16 protein-coding genes are annotated in these 15,602 nt (G+C 68.0%); 6 read left to right on the top strand and 10 right to left on the bottom strand.

The features are described 5' to 3' along the window. Positions 1–95: 95 nt before the first annotated feature. On the bottom strand, positions 96–2,621 hold the full coding sequence (locus BLV57_RS28490; RefSeq protein WP_091293891.1) for a bifunctional FO biosynthesis protein CofGH: 2,526 nt from the start codon (positions 2,619–2,621) through the stop codon (positions 96–98). 84 nt (positions 2,622–2,705) lie between these two features. Beyond that, positions 2,706–3,002, bottom strand: a complete 297-nt coding sequence (locus BLV57_RS28485) for a hypothetical protein (RefSeq protein WP_091293887.1) — start codon at positions 3,000–3,002, stop codon at positions 2,706–2,708. A gap of 259 nt (positions 3,003–3,261) precedes the next feature. Between BLV57_RS28485 and BLV57_RS28480 the strand changes: the two genes are divergently transcribed. The 3 genes from BLV57_RS28480 (at position 3,262) to BLV57_RS28470 (ending at position 7,774) form a co-directional block, all read left to right on the top strand. Beyond that, on the top strand, positions 3,262–4,428 hold the full coding sequence (locus tag BLV57_RS28480) for a cytochrome P450 (RefSeq protein ID WP_091293884.1): 1,167 nt from the start codon (positions 3,262–3,264) through the stop codon (positions 4,426–4,428). A gap of 141 nt (positions 4,429–4,569) precedes the next feature. After that, the gene (locus BLV57_RS28475; RefSeq protein ID WP_091294253.1) at positions 4,570–5,616 is read left to right on the top strand and encodes a glycoside hydrolase family 19 protein; all 1,047 of its coding nucleotides are present in this window, start codon (positions 4,570–4,572) and stop codon (positions 5,614–5,616) included. Between the two features lie 190 nt (positions 5,617–5,806). Next, a complete protein-coding gene (locus BLV57_RS28470; protein ID WP_091293882.1) occupies positions 5,807–7,774 on the top strand; it encodes a M6 family metalloprotease domain-containing protein in 1,968 nt (655 codons plus the stop codon). A gap of 70 nt (positions 7,775–7,844) precedes the next feature. Here BLV57_RS28470 and BLV57_RS28465 read toward each other — a convergent pair whose 3' ends face one another. The 5 genes from BLV57_RS28465 to BLV57_RS28445 all read right to left on the bottom strand — a co-directional run bounded on the left by BLV57_RS28465 (position 7,845) and on the right by BLV57_RS28445 (position 12,237). Beyond that, entirely contained in the window at positions 7,845–8,756 is a 912-nt protein-coding gene (locus tag BLV57_RS28465; protein ID WP_091293880.1) for a hypothetical protein, read from the bottom strand. A 21-nt stretch (positions 8,757–8,777) separates the two neighbouring features. After that, the gene (locus BLV57_RS28460; RefSeq protein WP_176968852.1) at positions 8,778–9,575 is read right to left on the bottom strand and encodes an exodeoxyribonuclease III; all 798 of its coding nucleotides are present in this window, start codon (positions 9,573–9,575) and stop codon (positions 8,778–8,780) included. Positions 9,576–9,683: 108 nt separating this feature from the next. Continuing rightward, positions 9,684–10,478, bottom strand: a complete 795-nt coding sequence (locus tag BLV57_RS28455) for an alpha/beta fold hydrolase (protein ID WP_091293876.1) — start codon at positions 10,476–10,478, stop codon at positions 9,684–9,686. Between the two features lie 48 nt (positions 10,479–10,526). Further along, positions 10,527–10,817, bottom strand: coding sequence for an SH3 domain-containing protein (locus BLV57_RS28450; protein WP_091294251.1), 291 nt, complete (start codon positions 10,815–10,817; stop codon positions 10,527–10,529). 199 nt (positions 10,818–11,016) lie between these two features. Continuing rightward, the gene (locus BLV57_RS28445; RefSeq protein WP_091293874.1) at positions 11,017–12,237 is read right to left on the bottom strand and encodes an NADP-dependent isocitrate dehydrogenase; all 1,221 of its coding nucleotides are present in this window, start codon (positions 12,235–12,237) and stop codon (positions 11,017–11,019) included. A gap of 162 nt (positions 12,238–12,399) precedes the next feature. Between BLV57_RS28445 and BLV57_RS28440 the strand changes: the two genes are divergently transcribed. Together BLV57_RS28440 and BLV57_RS28435 are read left to right on the top strand one after the other, a co-directional pair. Beyond that, on the top strand, positions 12,400–12,828 hold the full coding sequence (locus tag BLV57_RS28440) for a hypothetical protein (RefSeq protein ID WP_091293872.1): 429 nt from the start codon (positions 12,400–12,402) through the stop codon (positions 12,826–12,828). Positions 12,829–12,842: 14 nt separating this feature from the next. Further along, on the top strand, positions 12,843–13,205 hold the full coding sequence (locus BLV57_RS28435) for a DUF2203 domain-containing protein (RefSeq protein ID WP_091293871.1): 363 nt from the start codon (positions 12,843–12,845) through the stop codon (positions 13,203–13,205). Here BLV57_RS28435 and BLV57_RS28430 read toward each other — a convergent pair. Next, positions 13,202–13,654, bottom strand: a complete 453-nt coding sequence (locus BLV57_RS28430; RefSeq protein WP_091293869.1) for a MarR family winged helix-turn-helix transcriptional regulator — start codon at positions 13,652–13,654, stop codon at positions 13,202–13,204. The two genes, BLV57_RS28435 and BLV57_RS28430, sit on opposite strands and share 4 nt — an antisense overlap. Before the next feature lie 127 nt (positions 13,655–13,781). Here BLV57_RS28430 and BLV57_RS28425 point away from each other — a divergent pair, with 127 nt between their 5' ends. After that, the gene (locus BLV57_RS28425) at positions 13,782–14,732 is read left to right on the top strand and encodes an alpha/beta hydrolase (RefSeq protein ID WP_091293866.1); all 951 of its coding nucleotides are present in this window, start codon (positions 13,782–13,784) and stop codon (positions 14,730–14,732) included. Here the strand turns inward: BLV57_RS28425 and BLV57_RS44440 are convergent. Both BLV57_RS44440 and BLV57_RS28415 read right to left on the bottom strand, forming a co-directional pair. Beyond that, positions 14,669–14,842, bottom strand: a complete 174-nt coding sequence (locus tag BLV57_RS44440; protein WP_425426052.1) for an SEC-C metal-binding domain-containing protein — start codon at positions 14,840–14,842, stop codon at positions 14,669–14,671. The two genes, BLV57_RS28425 and BLV57_RS44440, sit on opposite strands and share 64 nt — an antisense overlap. 185 nt (positions 14,843–15,027) lie before the next feature. After that, positions 15,028–15,510: a hypothetical protein gene (locus BLV57_RS28415; protein WP_091293865.1), complete on the bottom strand. Its 483-nt coding sequence runs from the start codon at positions 15,508–15,510 to the stop codon at positions 15,028–15,030. Positions 15,511–15,602: the final 92 nt, after the last annotated feature.

Raw genomic sequence — 15,602 nt, 5'->3', positions numbered from 1 at the left:
CGACGATCGTGCCACGCGCACGCCCGCGGTGCCTAGAAAGCGGGATAAAGCGGGCTTTACTCCTTGGTGGAGTTAAGCCCGCTTTATCCCGTACCTCAGCCCGCGACCAGAGTTCGCCCGTAGGTGGTGGTGCGCTGGCGCGAGGGACGGCCCGCGAGCGAGGCCAGGTGGTCCAGCTCGGCCGCGGTCCGCGAGGAGCCGTGCTCCGAACCGGCCATCCGCGAGATGGTCTCCTCCATCAACGTGCCGCCGATGTCGTTCGCGCCGCCGCGCAGCACCTGCGCGGTGCCCTCGTCGCCGAGCTTGACCCAGGAGCACTGGACGTTGTCGATACGGCCGTTCAGCGCGAGCCGCGCGAACGCGTGCACCGCGCGGTTGTCACGCACGGTCGGGCCGGGCCGCGCCACACCGGCCAGGTAGATCGGCGCGTTGTGGTGCACGAACGGCAGGCCGACGAACTCGGTGAAGCCGCCGGTCTCGACCGCGATCCGGCCGAGCACCCGGAAGTGCCCGAGCCAGTGGCCGGGGTGGTCGACGTGGCCGTACATCATGGTCGACGAGGACTGGATGCCGAGCCGGTGCGCGGTCGACACCACGTCGATCCAGGTCTGCGCGGGCAGCTTGCCCTTGGTGAGCACCCAGCGGACCTCGTCGTCGAGGATCTCCGCCGCCGTGCCGGGGATCGAGCCGAGCCCGGCGTCGCGCAGCTCGGTCAGCCACTCCTCGACGCTGACGCCCGCCTTCGACGCGGCGGACACGATCTCCATCGGCGAGAACGCGTGGACGTGCATGTCCGGCACCGCCGCCTTGATCGCGCGGACGATGTCGGCGTAGTAGCTGACCGGCAGCTTCGGGTCGATGCCGCCCTGCATGCAGACCTCGGTCGCGCCGGCCGCCGCGGCCTCGACGGCACGCGCCGCGACCTCCTCGACGGACAGCCGGAACGCGTCGGCGTCGCGCTCACGCTGGGCGAACGCGCAGAACCGGCAGCCGACGTAGCAGACGTTGGAGAAGTTGATGTTCCGGTTGACGACGTAGGTGATGTCGTCGCCGACCACGTCGGCGCGCAGGTCGTCGGCGAGCTTGGTCATCGTCTCGAGCGCGGCGCCGTCGGCGGTCAGCAACGCCATCGCGGCACTCGCGTGCGCGGGCTCCAGCAGCGCGCCGGGGTAGTTCTCGGCGAGGCGCAGGCCCTCTCGGACGTCGGTGTCGAGCCGCTCGGCCGACGGGACCTGGGTCTTGAGGATGTCCCAGTCGCCGTAGACGCTGTCGAAGTCGCCACGCCGGTCGGAGGTGCGGCCCTCGGTGTCGATCGAGGTGTTGAGGTCGGCCCGGCCGATGGTCTCCAGCCCGCCGTCCGGCTCCTGCCAGCGGTGGCCGACCACGGGCGCGGACTCGTTCGCGAGGCCGTCCGCGTCGGCCAGCGCGGAGATGTGCGGGTCGAGCCGGATGTCGAGCCACTTCTCGGCGGCCTTGACGTACTTGGGGTACACCGCGAGCCGCTCGCGCAGTTCGAAACCGGCCTCGGCGGTCAGCGCGCGCAGCGCGTCGACAGCGGGCCACGGGCGCTCGGGATTGACGTGGTCGGGGGTGACCGGCGAGACGCCGCCCCAGTCGTCGATCCCGGCGCGCAGCAGCAGCGCGTGCTCGTCGCCGACGAGGTTCGGCGGCGCCTGGACGCTGACGCCGGGCGGCATCAGCAACCGTCCGACCGCGACCGTCGCGGCGAGATCGTGGAGGTCGGCGTCCGGGGTGTCGCGCATCGCCGTGTCCGGCTTCGCGCGGAAGTTCTGGACGATGATCTCCTGGATGTGGCGGAACTGCCTGGCGCGCTGGCGGATCGCGTGCAGCGACTCGGCGCGCTCGGTCAGCGTCTCGCCGATGCCGAGCAGGATGCCGGTGGTGAACGGGACGCCGACGCGGCCGGCGTCGTCGAGCACGCGCAGCCGGACGGCGGGCTCCTTGTCGGGGCTGCCGTAGTGCGGACCGCCCTTTTCGGACCAAAGCCGCGTCGCGGTGGTCTCCAGCATCATCCCCATGCTCGCCGCGACGGGCTTGAGCCGCTGCTGCTCCTCCCAGCTCATCACGCCGGGGTTCAGGTGCGGCAGCAGGCCGGTCTCCTCGAGCACCGCGATCGCGCAGGAGCGCAGGTAGTCCAAAGTGGAGTCGTACCCGCGCGCGTCGAGCCACTCACGCGCCTGGGGCCACCGGTCCTCCGGCCGGTCCCCCAGCGTGAACAGCGCCTCCTTGCACCCGGCGGCGGCGCCGGCACGGGCGATCTCCAGCACCTCGTCGCGTTCGAGGTACATCGAGTGGAGCTTGCCGGGGACGGTGACGAAGGTGCAGTAATGACATCGGTCCCGGCACAGCTTGGTCAGCGGGATGAACACGCTGCTGCTGTACGTGACGATGCCGCTGCGGCCCTGGTCGGCGAGGTGCGCGTCGCGGACCTTCGCCGCGGCGGCCAGGAGTTGCTCGAGGTCGTCACCACGGGCGTGCAGCAGCACGGCGGCCTCGGTGACGTCCAAGGCCACCCCGTCCGAGGCGCGGCGTAGTGCCCGTCGCATCGCGGAGGGAGTCGGCTTCGGCTCGGGCGGGGTGATCAACACGCGGTCAGCCATGACGCGAGCCTACGGACGTGGAGTAAGTCCTAGTAAGAGTTTTCGCTGTGAGGGATGTTGGCCTCACATGGGAATAAAACAGCCTCAGCCCGCGAGCGGCGCGCGAGAGGGCGGCTCGTCGGCCAGCACGGCCTCCGCCATGCCGGTGGCGGCCTGCGCCTGTGCCTCGGCGCGCGCCTTGCGGCGCTGGCGCAGCACCCCGAGCCCCATGCCGACGATCCCCAGCGCGACGGCGATGAGACCGACCGGGCCGAGCAGTCCGAACGCGACGGAATTGGACTCGACGGCGGCCGCGCCCTGCGCGTTCGCCGCGCCCGCGCCCAGCACGAGCAGCCCGGCGGCGAGTGCCGCTCCACTGACCGCGCGCAGGGCGGATCGCATGAGCAGATGAACTGGGTTGTGCACCGGAGTGCCCTCCCGCAACGTAACGGCTCGCCCGAAGGCCTTCACCCGGAAGAGGGATCCTCTTCGCGTCGATGCTGAAAAAGCTACCCAGTGTGTCAAGACCAGGGGGTCCCGCCGCACTGGGACGCCCAGAATAGCGACCAGCCGGGTACGCACCGCGACCGGGACGGCGGCTTGCCCCTGACCTGCGACAGGGCCGAATCTGGCTGTCCGACTTCACGCACAGGAGACCGCCATGGTGTCGTTCCCGTTCACCACTCCGCACAGTGACCACCAGGAGACGGAAGGTGCCAAGCTGCTGGCCGACGCCACCGTGGTCAGCGCCGAGCTCGCCGGGTCACCCATCTGGCTGGCGCTGGGTCACGACGCCTGCCGCAAAACGCTCTCGGATCAGCGCTTCAGCCGCGCGGCCGCGGTGGGGCCCGGCGCGCCGGTCATCGTGCGGAGCGCGGCCGACCCCGATGTGCTGACCAGCATCGACCCGCCGCGGCACGCCCAGCTTCGCCGCCTCATCGCGACGGCGTTCAGCCCGCGGATGGTGGAGGCGATGGCGCCGAGGGTCCAGCAGATCGTCGACGACCTGCTCGACGCCGTCCAGGCGGGCGACAGACCGGCGGACCTGGTGCCCGCGTTCGTCGCGCCGCTGCCCATCACGGTCATCTGCGACCTGCTCGGCATGCCCGGCGCCGACCACGCCCGCATCGGCGCCTGGTCGCGCAAGCTGATGGCGTCGACGGCGTACACCCCGGAGGAGATCGCCGCCGCCGTGACCGACATCCGCGAGTACCTGAGCGGCCTCGTCGCCGAAAAGCGGGCGAACCCCGGCTCGGATCTGACCTCGGTGCTCGCCGCCGCGCCCGAGCTGACCGAGGTCGAACTGCTGGCCAATTTGCAGATGCTGCTCATCGCGGGCCACGAAACGACGGTCAATCAGCTCGGCAATTCGATCGTCGCGCTGCTGCGCAACCCGGACCAGCTCGCGCTGGTGGGCGCGAAGCCCGAACTGATGCCGCAAGCGGTCGAGGAATTGATGCGCTACACGCGACTTACGACGAGCACGCTGCCGCGAGTGGCCACAGAGGACGTCGAACTCGATGGCAGGCTCATCAAGAAGGGCGAAGCGGTGATCGCGCTGACCGGCGCCGCGAACGTCGACCCGCGCGTGTTCACCGACCCGGCGGAGCTGAACATCGAACGCACCGACCGTGCCGTACAGCTGGGCTTCGGCCACGGCACGCATTTCTGTCTCGGCGCACACCTCGCCCGGCTGGAACTGCGCACGGCACTCGCCGCCGTGGTGACCCGCTTCCCCGATCTGGCATTGGCCGTCGACGAATCCGAGCTGCGCTGGAACGAAGGCACGCCGGTGCGCGCACTGAAAGCGCTTCCGGTCACCTGGTAGCCGCGAACGGACTCCCTCACTGGCGGAAACCCGACACCTGAGCCGCTCCTGCCCAAAATTGGTCTATACCTAACGTGGTATGGACCAATTGCCGCACAAAGGAGTGCTCTGGTGTCGATACAGCGTGTCTTCGCGTCCTTGATGGCTTTCGCCGCCGCCACGACACTCGCCGTGGTACTCCCGATGTCCTCCGCGTCCGCCGCGAGCTGTGTGGCGGCCTGGAGTTCGGGGCAGGTCTACACCGGCGGCATGACGGCCTCCTACAACAGTCACAACTGGTCCGCGAAATGGTGGACGCAAGGCGAGATCCCCGGCACCGTCGACGTCTGGGCCGACCAGGGCTCGTGCAGCGGCGGCTCCACCCCTCCCGGTGGCGGCGGAAGCTGTGACTACCCGGCCTGGGTCGCCGGAAAGTCTTATGTGACAGGCAATATCGTCAAGTACACCGACGGCAACTACTACATCGCCGAGCACGACAATCCCGGCTACGACCCGGTGATCAGCACCTGGTTCTGGGACCCGTACACCTGCGGCGGCACCCCGCCGACCACTCCGCCCACCAACCCCGGCGGGTTCGTGGTGAGCGAGGCCCAGTTCAACCAGATGTTCCCGAGCCGCAATTCCTTCTACAGCTACGCGGGTCTCACCGCGGCGATGAGCGCGTACCCGGCCTTCGCGCAGACCGGCAGCGACACGATCAAGAAGCAGGAGGCGGCGGCGTTCCTCGCCAACGTCAACCACGAGACCGGTGGCCTGGTGTACATCGTCGAGCAGAACACGTCGAACTACCCGCACTACTGCGACTACAGCCAGTCTTACGGTTGCCCCGCCGGCCAGGCCGCTTACTACGGCCGAGGCCCGATCCAGCTCAGCTGGAACTTCAACTACAAGGCGGCGGGCGACGCGCTCGGCATCAACCTGCTCGGTGACCCGTGGCAGGTCGAGCGCGACTCGGCCGTCGCGTGGAAGACCGGCCTCTGGTACTGGATGACACAGAACGGTCCCGGCACGATGACCCCGCACAACGCGATGGTCAACAGCCGCGGCTTCGGCGAGACCATCCGCAGCATCAACGGCAGCCTGGAATGCAACGGCGGAAACCCCGGCCAGGTGCAGAGCCGGATCGACGCCTACCAACGTTTCGTGCAGATCCTCGGCACCACCCCGGGCGGCAACCTGTCCTGCTGACCCGCGGGTGTCCGGCTCCCGGGATGATTCCCGCGTCATCCCGGGAGCACCACCTGCCCCACACGTCCGGCATGACCGACTTTCGTTGTGGGGCAAGCGGTTAGAGCCTGCGCGAGACTCGGAAACTCCTCCTTACCGTGATCTTCGGGGCCGTCACCCACGACGGCCCCGAAGATGTGAGGAGCCGCAGATGCGCTTAAGAGAAGCGTTTGCCCTACTCGCCGCCGCCGTCCTGCTGACCGGGCTAGGCACCGGCACCGCTTCGGCCCAGCCGCTCACCCGAGGCTGGCCCGCCCCGATCGACGCCGCCACCTGGCAGAACCAGGACGACATGACCTGGGCCGACTATCACAAGGTGCCAGGCACGAACTGGGCCGATCCGTCACTCAAACCGACCAAACGGACCTTCAAGGGCGCCGTCGTCCTCGCCGACTACCCCGACCAGAACTTCGTGGTGACCCAGCCGCCGAACTCGACCGTCTTCGGCAACCCCGGTGTCGCCGCGAGCAACATCCCGAGGGCGAACGTCGCCAAGTACTACCAGGACTTCCTCAACAAACCCGGTGCGCTCAACCACGGGCACACGATCAACGAGTACTGGATGGAGGACTCGCTCGGCCGGTTCGGCGTGCAGCTGACCGCGTTCGGCCCCTACCGGATGCCCGGCAAGTCCTTCGAATACGGCATGGAGTTCCAGCCCAACGCGTGCCCGCCGGACGCCAACTGCAACCGCAACCTCCGCACCGACGCGGGCAACGCATGGCGCGCCGAAGTCGGCGGCGGCGCGAACCAGTTCGACTTCATCTTCTACCTCTCAGCAGGTCAGGACGAGAGCTCGACGTGGCAGGAATTCGGCGAGATGAAGTTCGGCAGCAAGGAAAACGTGCCGGACACCTTCGGCCCGCCTAACCACAACCTCCCCAACTACGCCGCCACCCGCTACGTCCCCTGGACCTCGTGGAAGTCCGCCGCGAGCATCTGGCCGAACGCGCAAAGCGGCAGCTCGACCCAGGCCGAAAGCTCAGGTCAGTCCACCTACGCGCACGAGTTCAGCCACATCCTCGGCATCGCCGACAACTACAACAACCCGTTCGCCACCCCACCGTCACGCGACTACAGCGGACCGTGGGAAATGCTTTCGCGCGGCACGTTCAACGGCCCCGGCGGCCCGCACACCCGGTGGCAGATCCCGGCCACCCAGGGCAGTTCGATGGGCTCCCAGCACATGATCCGCAACAAGATGAAGCTCGGCATCGTCGACCCGGCCGCCATCCTCCAGCTCGACCGCAACAAGCTGGCGACCACCGGCCCGGTCACCGCCCGTATCACCGCCCGTGTGGCGGCGCCGCTGCCCGGCACCTACAGCGGCCTCAACATCAAGCTCACCGGCGGCGACAAGTCCCCGAAGTGCGACCGCGCGAAGGACCCGTTCTGTGACGGCGGCGGCTACGACAATTACACGGTCGAGGTCGTCGACCGGCTCGGCGCGGACTCCTTCAACCCGGATTCCGGCGTGCTGATCACCAAGACGAAGAACGCGGACAACGCGCCCTTCGAGTGGGTCATCGACGCCAACCCCGGCGACATCGGCATCACCGACTACAAGAAGCCCGACGGCACCCCGGTCAAGATCACCATCGGCGACTACCGCCAGCTCAACGACGCCGCGTTCAAGGCGGGCACCGGCGCGGCCAGTCCGTACGAGTACACCGACACGGCGAACCGGCTCCGCTTCCTGATCACCAATGTCGCCAAGGACAGCCGGGGCGTGCTCACCTACACGGTCACGGTCGCCTCACTGGACGGCTCAGGCACCCAGGAACGCGGGACCACGCTCTGGCCCGCACCACCCGCGTTCGGCGAGGGCGGCCTGGCTTCCTGCGACTTCACGCTGCTGAACAGCGGATCACCGCAGGGCGCCGAGGCCCCGTACGACACCGACACCTACCGGCTGACCGCGTCCACCGACGCGAAGGGCTGGGAGGTCCGCCTCCCGAACGCCCTCGCGACGGCCAAGTTCGGCCAGCACGTCAAGGTCGGCGCGCTGGCCAAGCGAAGCCAAGGCGGTGACCTCACCGCCCGCGTCAAGCTGACCGCCACGTCGATCAGCGACCCGTCGAAGACCGCGACGGGCACCTGCACCGCCTTCGGCTACTAAACAAGGTCGTGCGCGTTGCGGGCGGTTCCAACCGCCCGCAACGCGCACGAGCCCTGAATTCCTGCTCGCCTCAGTACCCTCGCGGCGGCCCGTACTGCCCGGGCGGCCCAGGTTGGCCCGGCTGGCCGTAGTGCCCGGGCTGCCCCGGTTGGGCGTACTGGCCAGGCTGCGGATAGCCGGGCGGGTAAGCGGGCGGCGGGTACGCCTGCGGGTTCTGCGCCGGGTAGCCGTGCTGCTGTGGCTGAGGCTGCTGCCACTGCTGTGGTCGCGGTGGCTGCTGCCCTTGGTGGAACTGCTGGGCTTGCGGCGCTTGCTGGACTTGCGGCGGCGGCGGGGCCTGTTGCTGCCCGAGATGTAGTGGCAGCAAGGAAACCAGCGACAGGAGTTTCCCCAGCACCGCCAGCACGTCGTCCGGCTTGGTCCGGCCGAAGATCGGGTGCTCGACGTAGACGAGCTCGTTCCCCACGAGCGACCAGGTGTGCAGTTTGAGCTGACGCATGGTGCCCATCACCTGCGGCGTCAGGACGTGCACGGCGAGATTCGGGTCGGTGTCGATCAGCTTGTACCACCGGTTGAACTTCCGGTCGGCCGTCGCGGGCTCGGGGTAGGCGTCGGTCTCGAACGCCGAGTCCACACTGGACACGATCTGGAAGTTCGGCATCGCCACGGGCAGCGTGATCACCCACACCGAGTCGATGGTGATCGTGTCGAGCTCGTTGATCTTCTTGTTCGTCCACCGGGTGTGCACGCTCGTCACGGTCGGCCGCCGGTGGAAGTCGAACGTCGTGAACGGCATGCCCTGGTACGCGCCGGCCAGCATGCCGAACGCGAGCCGCTTGTCACCGTGCTGGCTGAACGGCAGCACCCGCCACCGCTCGAGCAGATCCGGCGCGTCCGCGCGGAAGTGCCAGCCCTGCGCGAGCGAGAGCTGATACCGCTCGGAGTTGGTCGTCTCGATCCGGTTGGCCTCGTTGGTGTCCACGGTCCGCCCCAGTCACTTCGCTCAGTCGGAGTAGGTCACCGTGACCGGCGCATGGTCTGACCACCGCTGCGCGTAGGTCTCGGCACGCTCGACCACCGCGAGCTTCGCCCGCTCGGCCAGCCCGGGGGTGGCCACCTGCAGGTCGATACGCCAGCCCGCGTCGTTGTCGAATGCCTTGCCGCGGTAGGACCACCAGGTGTACGGGCCGGGGCCTTCCGGGGCGAGCCTGCGCTGGACGTCGACGTACCCGGCCTCGCCGTAGACCCGGTCCAGCCACGCGCGCTCCTCCGGCAGGAAGCCGGAGTTCTTGCGGTTGGTCTTCCAGTTCTTCAGGTCGACCTCGGCGTGCGCGATGTTCCAGTCACCGACCACCAGCACCTCGGAGCCCGCCGCCTCCGCCTTGCCTCGCAGCTCGACGAGGTAGGGCAGGAACGCCGCCATGAAGCGTTCCTTCTCCTCCTGGCGCGGGGTACCGACATCGCCGCTGGGCAGGTACAGGCTCGCGACGATCACGCCCGGCAGGTGGACCTCGACATACCGGCCGCTGTCCTCGAACTCGGCCTCGCCGAAGCCGATCCGCACCAGCTCGGGCTCGATCCGGCTGAACACCATGACGCCATTGCGCCCCTTGACCGCCGACGCCGCGTGCGCGACGTGCCAGCCCTCGGGCGCGGCGACCTCCGACGGAAGTTCGCCGAGCTCGGCACGCACCTCCTGGCAGCAGACGACATCCGCCTCGGTGGCGGCGAGCCACTCGACGAAGCCTTTCTTGGCGGCGGCGCGCAGGCCGTTGACATTCACACTGGAGACCGTCAGCACGCCAGCGAGGCTACCGGCAGGGTCCGACAAGTCCGCTCAGGCCCGTCAGCCGGTCAGCTTCTCCGCGAGCGCGGCCTCGTACTTCGCGGCGATCTTCCGCGGAAGGGCTCACTGTGAAGTTGTGAGCATGTCCAGCCAAGCGCCCACCTCCTTCGCGTAGCGCTCCGGCTCCACCCGGTGCGGTGTGTGCCCGGCCTCCGGGAAGGTGGCCAGCCGCGTACCCGGCCGCGACTGGACCATCTCCCGTGCCTCGGCGGCGGACAGCACCTCGCTGCGCCCGCCGTGGATCAGCAGCGCCGGGCAGCCGGACCCGAGCCAGTCCGGCCACCAGTCACCACCCAGGCTCCGGCCCGCGGACTCGATTTCGGCGGCGCGCCACCGGAATCCCCAGCCGTCTTCGAACTCGGCGGCGTTCTCGAGGAAGTAATCCTCTTGACCGGCCATGGCTTCGCCGAGTGCCCGCCGCAGGTCGCGGAAGGCGTCGAATCTGACAGGGAGCTCGTACATCCAGTCCGCGGGTCCGGGCTGAGGCCTGGCGCCGATGTCCTCGACCACGATCGCCGTGACCAGCTCGGGGCGCCAGGAGGCGAGCTGGAAGGCGTTGACGCCGCCTAGCGAATGCCCGAGCACCGGACACGGGCCCATGCCCAGTCGCTCGATCATTTCCGCGGCGTCGGACACGAAACCCTCACGCGAGTAGCAGGAAGCCGCGTCCGACCAGCCGTGTCCACGCTGGTCCGGTGCGACGACGCGCCACCGCGGGCCGAGCCGCCGGGCGAGGCCGGCGAACATCCGCCCGCGTCCGCAGATGCCGTGCAGCGCGAGCAACGGCCGCCCTGGCCCGCCTTGGTCGAGATAGGCGAGCCGGCGTCCGTCCGCGAGGGTCAGGAACCGGGTTTCCATGCCCCGATGTCTAGCAGGGCACACCGACAACTTTTGAAGATCAGCAGGTCAGCCGCAGTTCGCGGAGCCTTCGAGCGGCTTGACGAAGTCGGCGGACACCCACTTGCCCTCGGCGATCTTGCGGTAGCCGTTCTGCACGATCGGGAGCGCGTCGATCTTCGCGTCCTTGTTGTACTTGCCGACGATGCCGCCGTTCACGGCAGGCGCGTCGCGCGCGTTGAGCACGTCCGCGGTGACGATCACTTTGCACCCCGTGGGCGAACTCGCCGCGGACTGCTTGTCGGAGCCCAGCACGTAGACGATCAGGACACCGGCCAGCACGGCGATGACGATCAGCATCTTCTTCGGAATGCCCAAGAACACCTGTGCTCCTCAGGACGGAACTTGTCCTCGACCAGGGTAGACACACAGTGGGCCCGGCGGACAGCTCTGGCGCGATCAACCACCCGACAGCGCCAATGGCGTGACCGCCCAACTACTAAAAGTGATGGCCCCCTTCGCGAACGAAGGAGGCCATCACGGTCTATCAGGTGAAAAATCAGCCGGCGATCTTCTTGGCCAGGTTCTCGTCGAGGGTCGCGAGGAACTCCTCGGTGGTCTGCCAAGCCTGGTCAGGGCCGACCAGCAGCGCGAGGTCCTTGGTCATCTTGCCGCTCTCGACGGTCTCGACGACGACCTGCTCCAGCTTGTTCGCGAAGCCGATGAGCTCCGAGTTGGAGTCCAGCTTGCCGCGGTGCTCGAGGCCACGGGTCCACGCGTAGATCGACGCGATCGGGTTGGTCGAGGTCGGCTTGCCCTGCTGGTGCTGGCGGTAGTGCCTGGTCACCGTGCCGTGCGCGGCCTCGGCCTCGACCGTCCGGCCGTCCGGGGTGCGCAGCACCGAGGTCATCAGGCCGAGCGAGCCGAAGCCCTGCGCGACCGTGTCGGACTGGACGTCACCGTCGTAGTTCTTGCACGCCCAGACGTAGCCGCCCTCCCACTTCATCGCCGCGGCGACCATGTCGTCGATCAGGCGGTGCTCGTAGGTGATGCCCTTGGCGTCGAAGTCGGCCTTGAACTCGGCCTGGAAGATCTCCTCGAACACGTCCTTGAACATGCCGTCGTAGGCCTTGAGGATGGTGTTCTTGGTCGACATGTAGACCGGGTACTCACGGTCGAGGCCGTACTGCAGCGAAGCGCGCGCGAAGTCCTCGATCGACTTGCGGAAGTTGTACATCCCCATCGCGACGCCACCGGCCTCGGGGAACTTGGCGACCTCGAACTCGACCGGCGCGGAGCCGTCCTCCGGCGTGTAGGTCATGGTCAGCGTGCCGGCGCCGGGGACCTTGAAGTTGGTCGCCTTGTACTGGTCGCCGTGCGCGTGACGGCCGATGATGATCGGCTTGGTCCAGCCCGGCACCAGGCGCGGGATGTTCTGGATGACGATCGGCTCGCGGAAGATGACACCGCCGAGGATGTTGCGGATCGTCCCGTTGGGCGAGAGCCACATCTTCTTCAGGCCGAATTCCTCGACCCGCGCCTCGTCCGGGGTGATCGTCGCGCACTTGACGCCGACGCCGTGCTTCTTGATGGCGTTCGCGGAGTCGATGGTGACCTGGTCGTCGGTGCGGTCGCGCTCCTCGATGCCCAGGTCGTAGTAGTCCAGGTTGACGTCCAGGTACGGGTGGATCAGCTTGTCCTTGATGAACTGCCAGATAATGCGGGTCATCTCATCGCCGTCAAGCTCGACGACGGTGCCCTGGACCTTGATCTTGGCCATGAGCGACGGTGCTCCTCTCGCGCGGATCTTCGCGTCTTCTTAAGCCTCTGGGTAGCGGTACAAGCGTACTGCTAAACGGACCTGAATGGTTCTAGAAGTGGTCAGCATCAAGTCTCTCAGCAGGCCATTGTGTGCGACATCACCGGGCGGGATCGTAGGGGGATGAGATCTCTCGGGATCGGGGTCGTCCTGGTGCTGCTCTCGGGGTGCGCGGCAGCGCCGACGCAGGTCACAGCGCAGGCCGACTGCGCGCATCCGCCCGCCTACGCCGACGGCCACGGGGTACAGGCGACGTCGGCGGGCGGCACGATCTACGCGTTGTTCTTCACCGGCGACGAGGGGGTGATCGCGGGCGTCGAGAGCAAGATCGTCTGGCGGATCACCGGCACCGGACCGGCCCGCTTCAGCGCGACCGGGCCGAACTTCCAGTCGGTCACACCGACCTGGGGCCCCGAGGGCCATGGCGGCTCGACCTTCAACCACCCTGGCGAGGAGTGGGGAACCGGCTTCGTCTTCCCCAAGCCGGGCTGCTGGACGATCCATGTCGCGCGCGACGGCGTGAGCGGGTCTCTGAGCCTGCCCGTTCGCTAATTACGATTACGGCCATGGGTTTGTTCACGGTGCCAGAGGCGCGCGCCGAGCTCGTCCGCCTGCGCCCGGTGCTCGACGAGCTGGTGGCCGTCCGCGCGGACGCCGCCGAGCTGGCCGCCTCGCTGAACCCCGGTGGCACCCCGACCGAACTCGGCGGGCTGCCCGAGCTCAAGGGTGCGCAGGCCAGGCTCGACGAACTGATGACCACCGTCCAGCGCACGGGGGCGGAGCTCAAGGGCTTCGCGCCCCTGCTGGTCGACTTCCCCGCGGACCTCGACGGCGTGCCGGTGCTGCTGTGCTGGCTCGAAGGTGACACCGAGCTCGCTTGGTATCACCGGCTCGACCTGGGCTTCGCGGGACGGCGACCGCTGTCTTAAAGCGTCTGACGGTATGCGTTCACCGAACGGGTCAGCTCGCGCAGCGTGGCTTGCAGCTGAGCGAAACGCACTGGGGGAAGTCCCATCGCTTCGCTGACGACGCCAGGCACATGAGTCGCCTTCGCGCGCAGCGCATCGCCCTCTTCAGTAAGCGTCACACGCACTGAGCGCTCGTCGTCACTGCGACGCTCGCGACGCACGAGCCCGAGCTTTTCAAGCCGCTTGAGCAACGGTGAAAGCGTGCCGGAGTCCAGACTGAGCGCGTCGCCGATCTCGGTGACGCCGCGGTCGCCGTGCTCCCAGAGGGTGAGCATGACGAGGTACTGCGGATAGGTGATCTCCAGCTCTTTGAGCAGCGGCCGGTACAGCGCGGTCACCGCACGCGAGGCGGCGTACAGCGAGAAGCACATCTGGTCTTCGAGCAGGGGCGTCTCTTCCACATCGTCCATTGTGGCCACAGCTACTCCGACCCGCAATCTAAGTGCGCTACATCTCATCATGCACAGTTTAGTTGTGCACAACTTAGTTGCTCGCTAGCTTATGGGAGACAGCTCAACGGCACCCGAGGAGATCGAGATGACCGCCAACCCCCACAACCTCGCCCTGGAACCCGCCGCGCAGGCCTTCGCCGAGGCCACCGACAACCCGCCGTACCTGTTCGAGCTGGATCCGTCCGAAGGCCGCAAGGCGGTCGACGAGGTCCAGTCGGGTGAGATCACGAAACCGGCCGTCTCCATCGAGGACCTGACCGTTCCCGGCGGCCCGAAGGTCCGGATCTTCCGCCCGGAGAACGCGACCGGGCCGTTGCCGGTCATCGTGTACCTGCACGGCGCGGGCTGGGTCTTCGGCAACGCGCACACGCACGACCGGCTCGTCCGCGAACTCGCCGTGGGCACCGGGGCCGCGGTGGTCTTCCCCGAGTACAGCCTGTCCCCGGAGGCCCGCTACCCCGTGGCGATCGAGGAGAACTACGCCGCGGCGAAGTGGGTGGCCGAGCACGGCGCCGAGCACGGCTTCGACACCACGCGCATCGCCATCGCCGGCGACTCCGTCGGCGGCAACATGACCGCGGCCGTCACCCTGCTCGCCAAGCAGCACGGCGATGTGACCTTCCGCCAGCAGGTGCTCTTCTACCCGGTGACCGACGCGAATTTCGACACCGAGTCATACCTTCGCTTCGCCGAGGGCTACTTCCTCGGACGCGAGGGCATGAAGTGGTTCTGGGACCAGTACACGACGGACCCGGCGCAGCGCGCGGAAATCACCGCGTCACCGCTGCGCGCGAGCCTCGAAGAACTCACCGGACTGCCGCCCGCCCTCGTCATCACCGGCGAGGCCGACGTGTTGCGTGACGAGGGCGAGGCGTACGCCGCGAAGCTGCGCCAAGCGGGTGTCGCGGTGACGGCGGTGCGCTACCAGGGCATCATCCACGACTTCGTGATGCTGAACGCGCTGCGCGAGACTCACGCCGCCGAGGCCGCGATCACCCAGGCGATCACAACGCTTAAGAAGGCGCTCAGTCTCTGAAGTAGTAATGCCCGAGCGTGTCGTCGAACCGGCCACCGGCGCGGCAGCACTTGCCGAAACCGCCGCCCGGATCCACACGGGCACGGGTCCTTGCCGCCGAGCTTTTCGATCAGCTCCTTGCCGTCGCCGATGACGCGATCGCCACGCTTGACCTTCGTCTCGCTAGAGGGAACCCCCTGCGGCGCTTGGCGATCGGCTCAAAAGGACGCCTCGGCGTCGTAGTCGCGATGCATGATGACCTCCCGGTTTCGGATCGCCCTGATCTTGGGTGATCCGAAACCGGGAGTCGATTCATTTATCGCTCGAAGTGCACCGAGCCGCGGAACGCCGGGTGGTCAGGTCCGCTACACCGCTGCTCGAAGGTGGCGTCGAGCGCGACGAGCTGACCGCCGTCGCGCTCGATGCGCGAGATGGTGAAGGCGGAGTAGTCGTCGGTACAGCCAAGACCCGCTGAAATGGCGAGGATGTGCGCGCCACCCGCGTGGTCGTAAGCGCCGGGTTGCAGCGCCGCACCGTCCGGACCGGTGAACTCGAGCGCGAAGTAATCGAACCCGTTGTTCGCGTCCGCGTCGACTTTGAGGACGTTGTCGTGTTCGCGGATCATCACCTCGTGGTCGGGCCCGGCGACCCAGTGCCCGCTCTGTCCGCCGAACGGGTAGGCACCCTCTTCGGCGACGAAGTCGACGGTCTCCGGACTGCTCTCCGCGAGCGCGGCGGGCGCCAGCGCGGATCCGATGCCCGCTACGACGGCGACAACGGTCAGTGCACGACGAAACATGTACTCCCCCAGGAGTTGATGCCGTCCCCCATGGATCGGCAGCCTCGATAGTGCCACAAAAGCCGTTGAGGCCTCGAAGTTGCCGGTGACCG

The organism is Amycolatopsis xylanica, from assembly GCF_900107045.1.
GTDB lineage: Bacteria > Actinomycetota > Actinomycetes > Mycobacteriales > Pseudonocardiaceae > Amycolatopsis > Amycolatopsis xylanica.
The sequence above is the reverse complement of the archived record's forward strand: the minus strand, read 5'-3'. Positions and strand labels throughout refer to the sequence as shown.

What these genes read in the sequence shown, in the direction of transcription:
- BLV57_RS28490 (WP_091293891.1), bottom strand. Translation starts at nt 2,621, where the DNA reads ATGGCTGACCGCGTGTTGATCACCCCGCCCGAGCCGAAGCCGACTCCC.
- BLV57_RS28485 (WP_091293887.1), bottom strand. Translation starts at nt 3,002, where the DNA reads ATGCGATCCGCCCTGCGCGCGGTCAGTGGAGCGGCACTCGCCGCCGGG.
- BLV57_RS28480 (WP_091293884.1), top strand. Translation starts at nt 3,262, where the DNA reads ATGGTGTCGTTCCCGTTCACCACTCCGCACAGTGACCACCAGGAGACG.
- BLV57_RS28475 (WP_091294253.1), top strand. Translation starts at nt 4,570, where the DNA reads ATGGCTTTCGCCGCCGCCACGACACTCGCCGTGGTACTCCCGATGTCC.
- BLV57_RS28470 (WP_091293882.1), top strand. Translation starts at nt 5,807, where the DNA reads ATGCGCTTAAGAGAAGCGTTTGCCCTACTCGCCGCCGCCGTCCTGCTG.
- BLV57_RS28455 (WP_091293876.1), bottom strand. Translation starts at nt 10,478, where the DNA reads ATGGAAACCCGGTTCCTGACCCTCGCGGACGGACGCCGGCTCGCCTAT.
- BLV57_RS28450 (WP_091294251.1), bottom strand. Translation starts at nt 10,817, where the DNA reads ATGCTGATCGTCATCGCCGTGCTGGCCGGTGTCCTGATCGTCTACGTG.
- BLV57_RS28445 (WP_091293874.1), bottom strand. Translation starts at nt 12,237, where the DNA reads ATGGCCAAGATCAAGGTCCAGGGCACCGTCGTCGAGCTTGACGGCGAT.
- BLV57_RS28440 (WP_091293872.1), top strand. Translation starts at nt 12,400, where the DNA reads ATGAGATCTCTCGGGATCGGGGTCGTCCTGGTGCTGCTCTCGGGGTGC.
- BLV57_RS28435 (WP_091293871.1), top strand. Translation starts at nt 12,843, where the DNA reads ATGGGTTTGTTCACGGTGCCAGAGGCGCGCGCCGAGCTCGTCCGCCTG.
- BLV57_RS28430 (WP_091293869.1), bottom strand. Translation starts at nt 13,654, where the DNA reads ATGGACGATGTGGAAGAGACGCCCCTGCTCGAAGACCAGATGTGCTTC.
- BLV57_RS28425 (WP_091293866.1), top strand. Translation starts at nt 13,782, where the DNA reads ATGACCGCCAACCCCCACAACCTCGCCCTGGAACCCGCCGCGCAGGCC.
- BLV57_RS28415 (WP_091293865.1), bottom strand. Translation starts at nt 15,510, where the DNA reads ATGTTTCGTCGTGCACTGACCGTTGTCGCCGTCGTAGCGGGCATCGGA.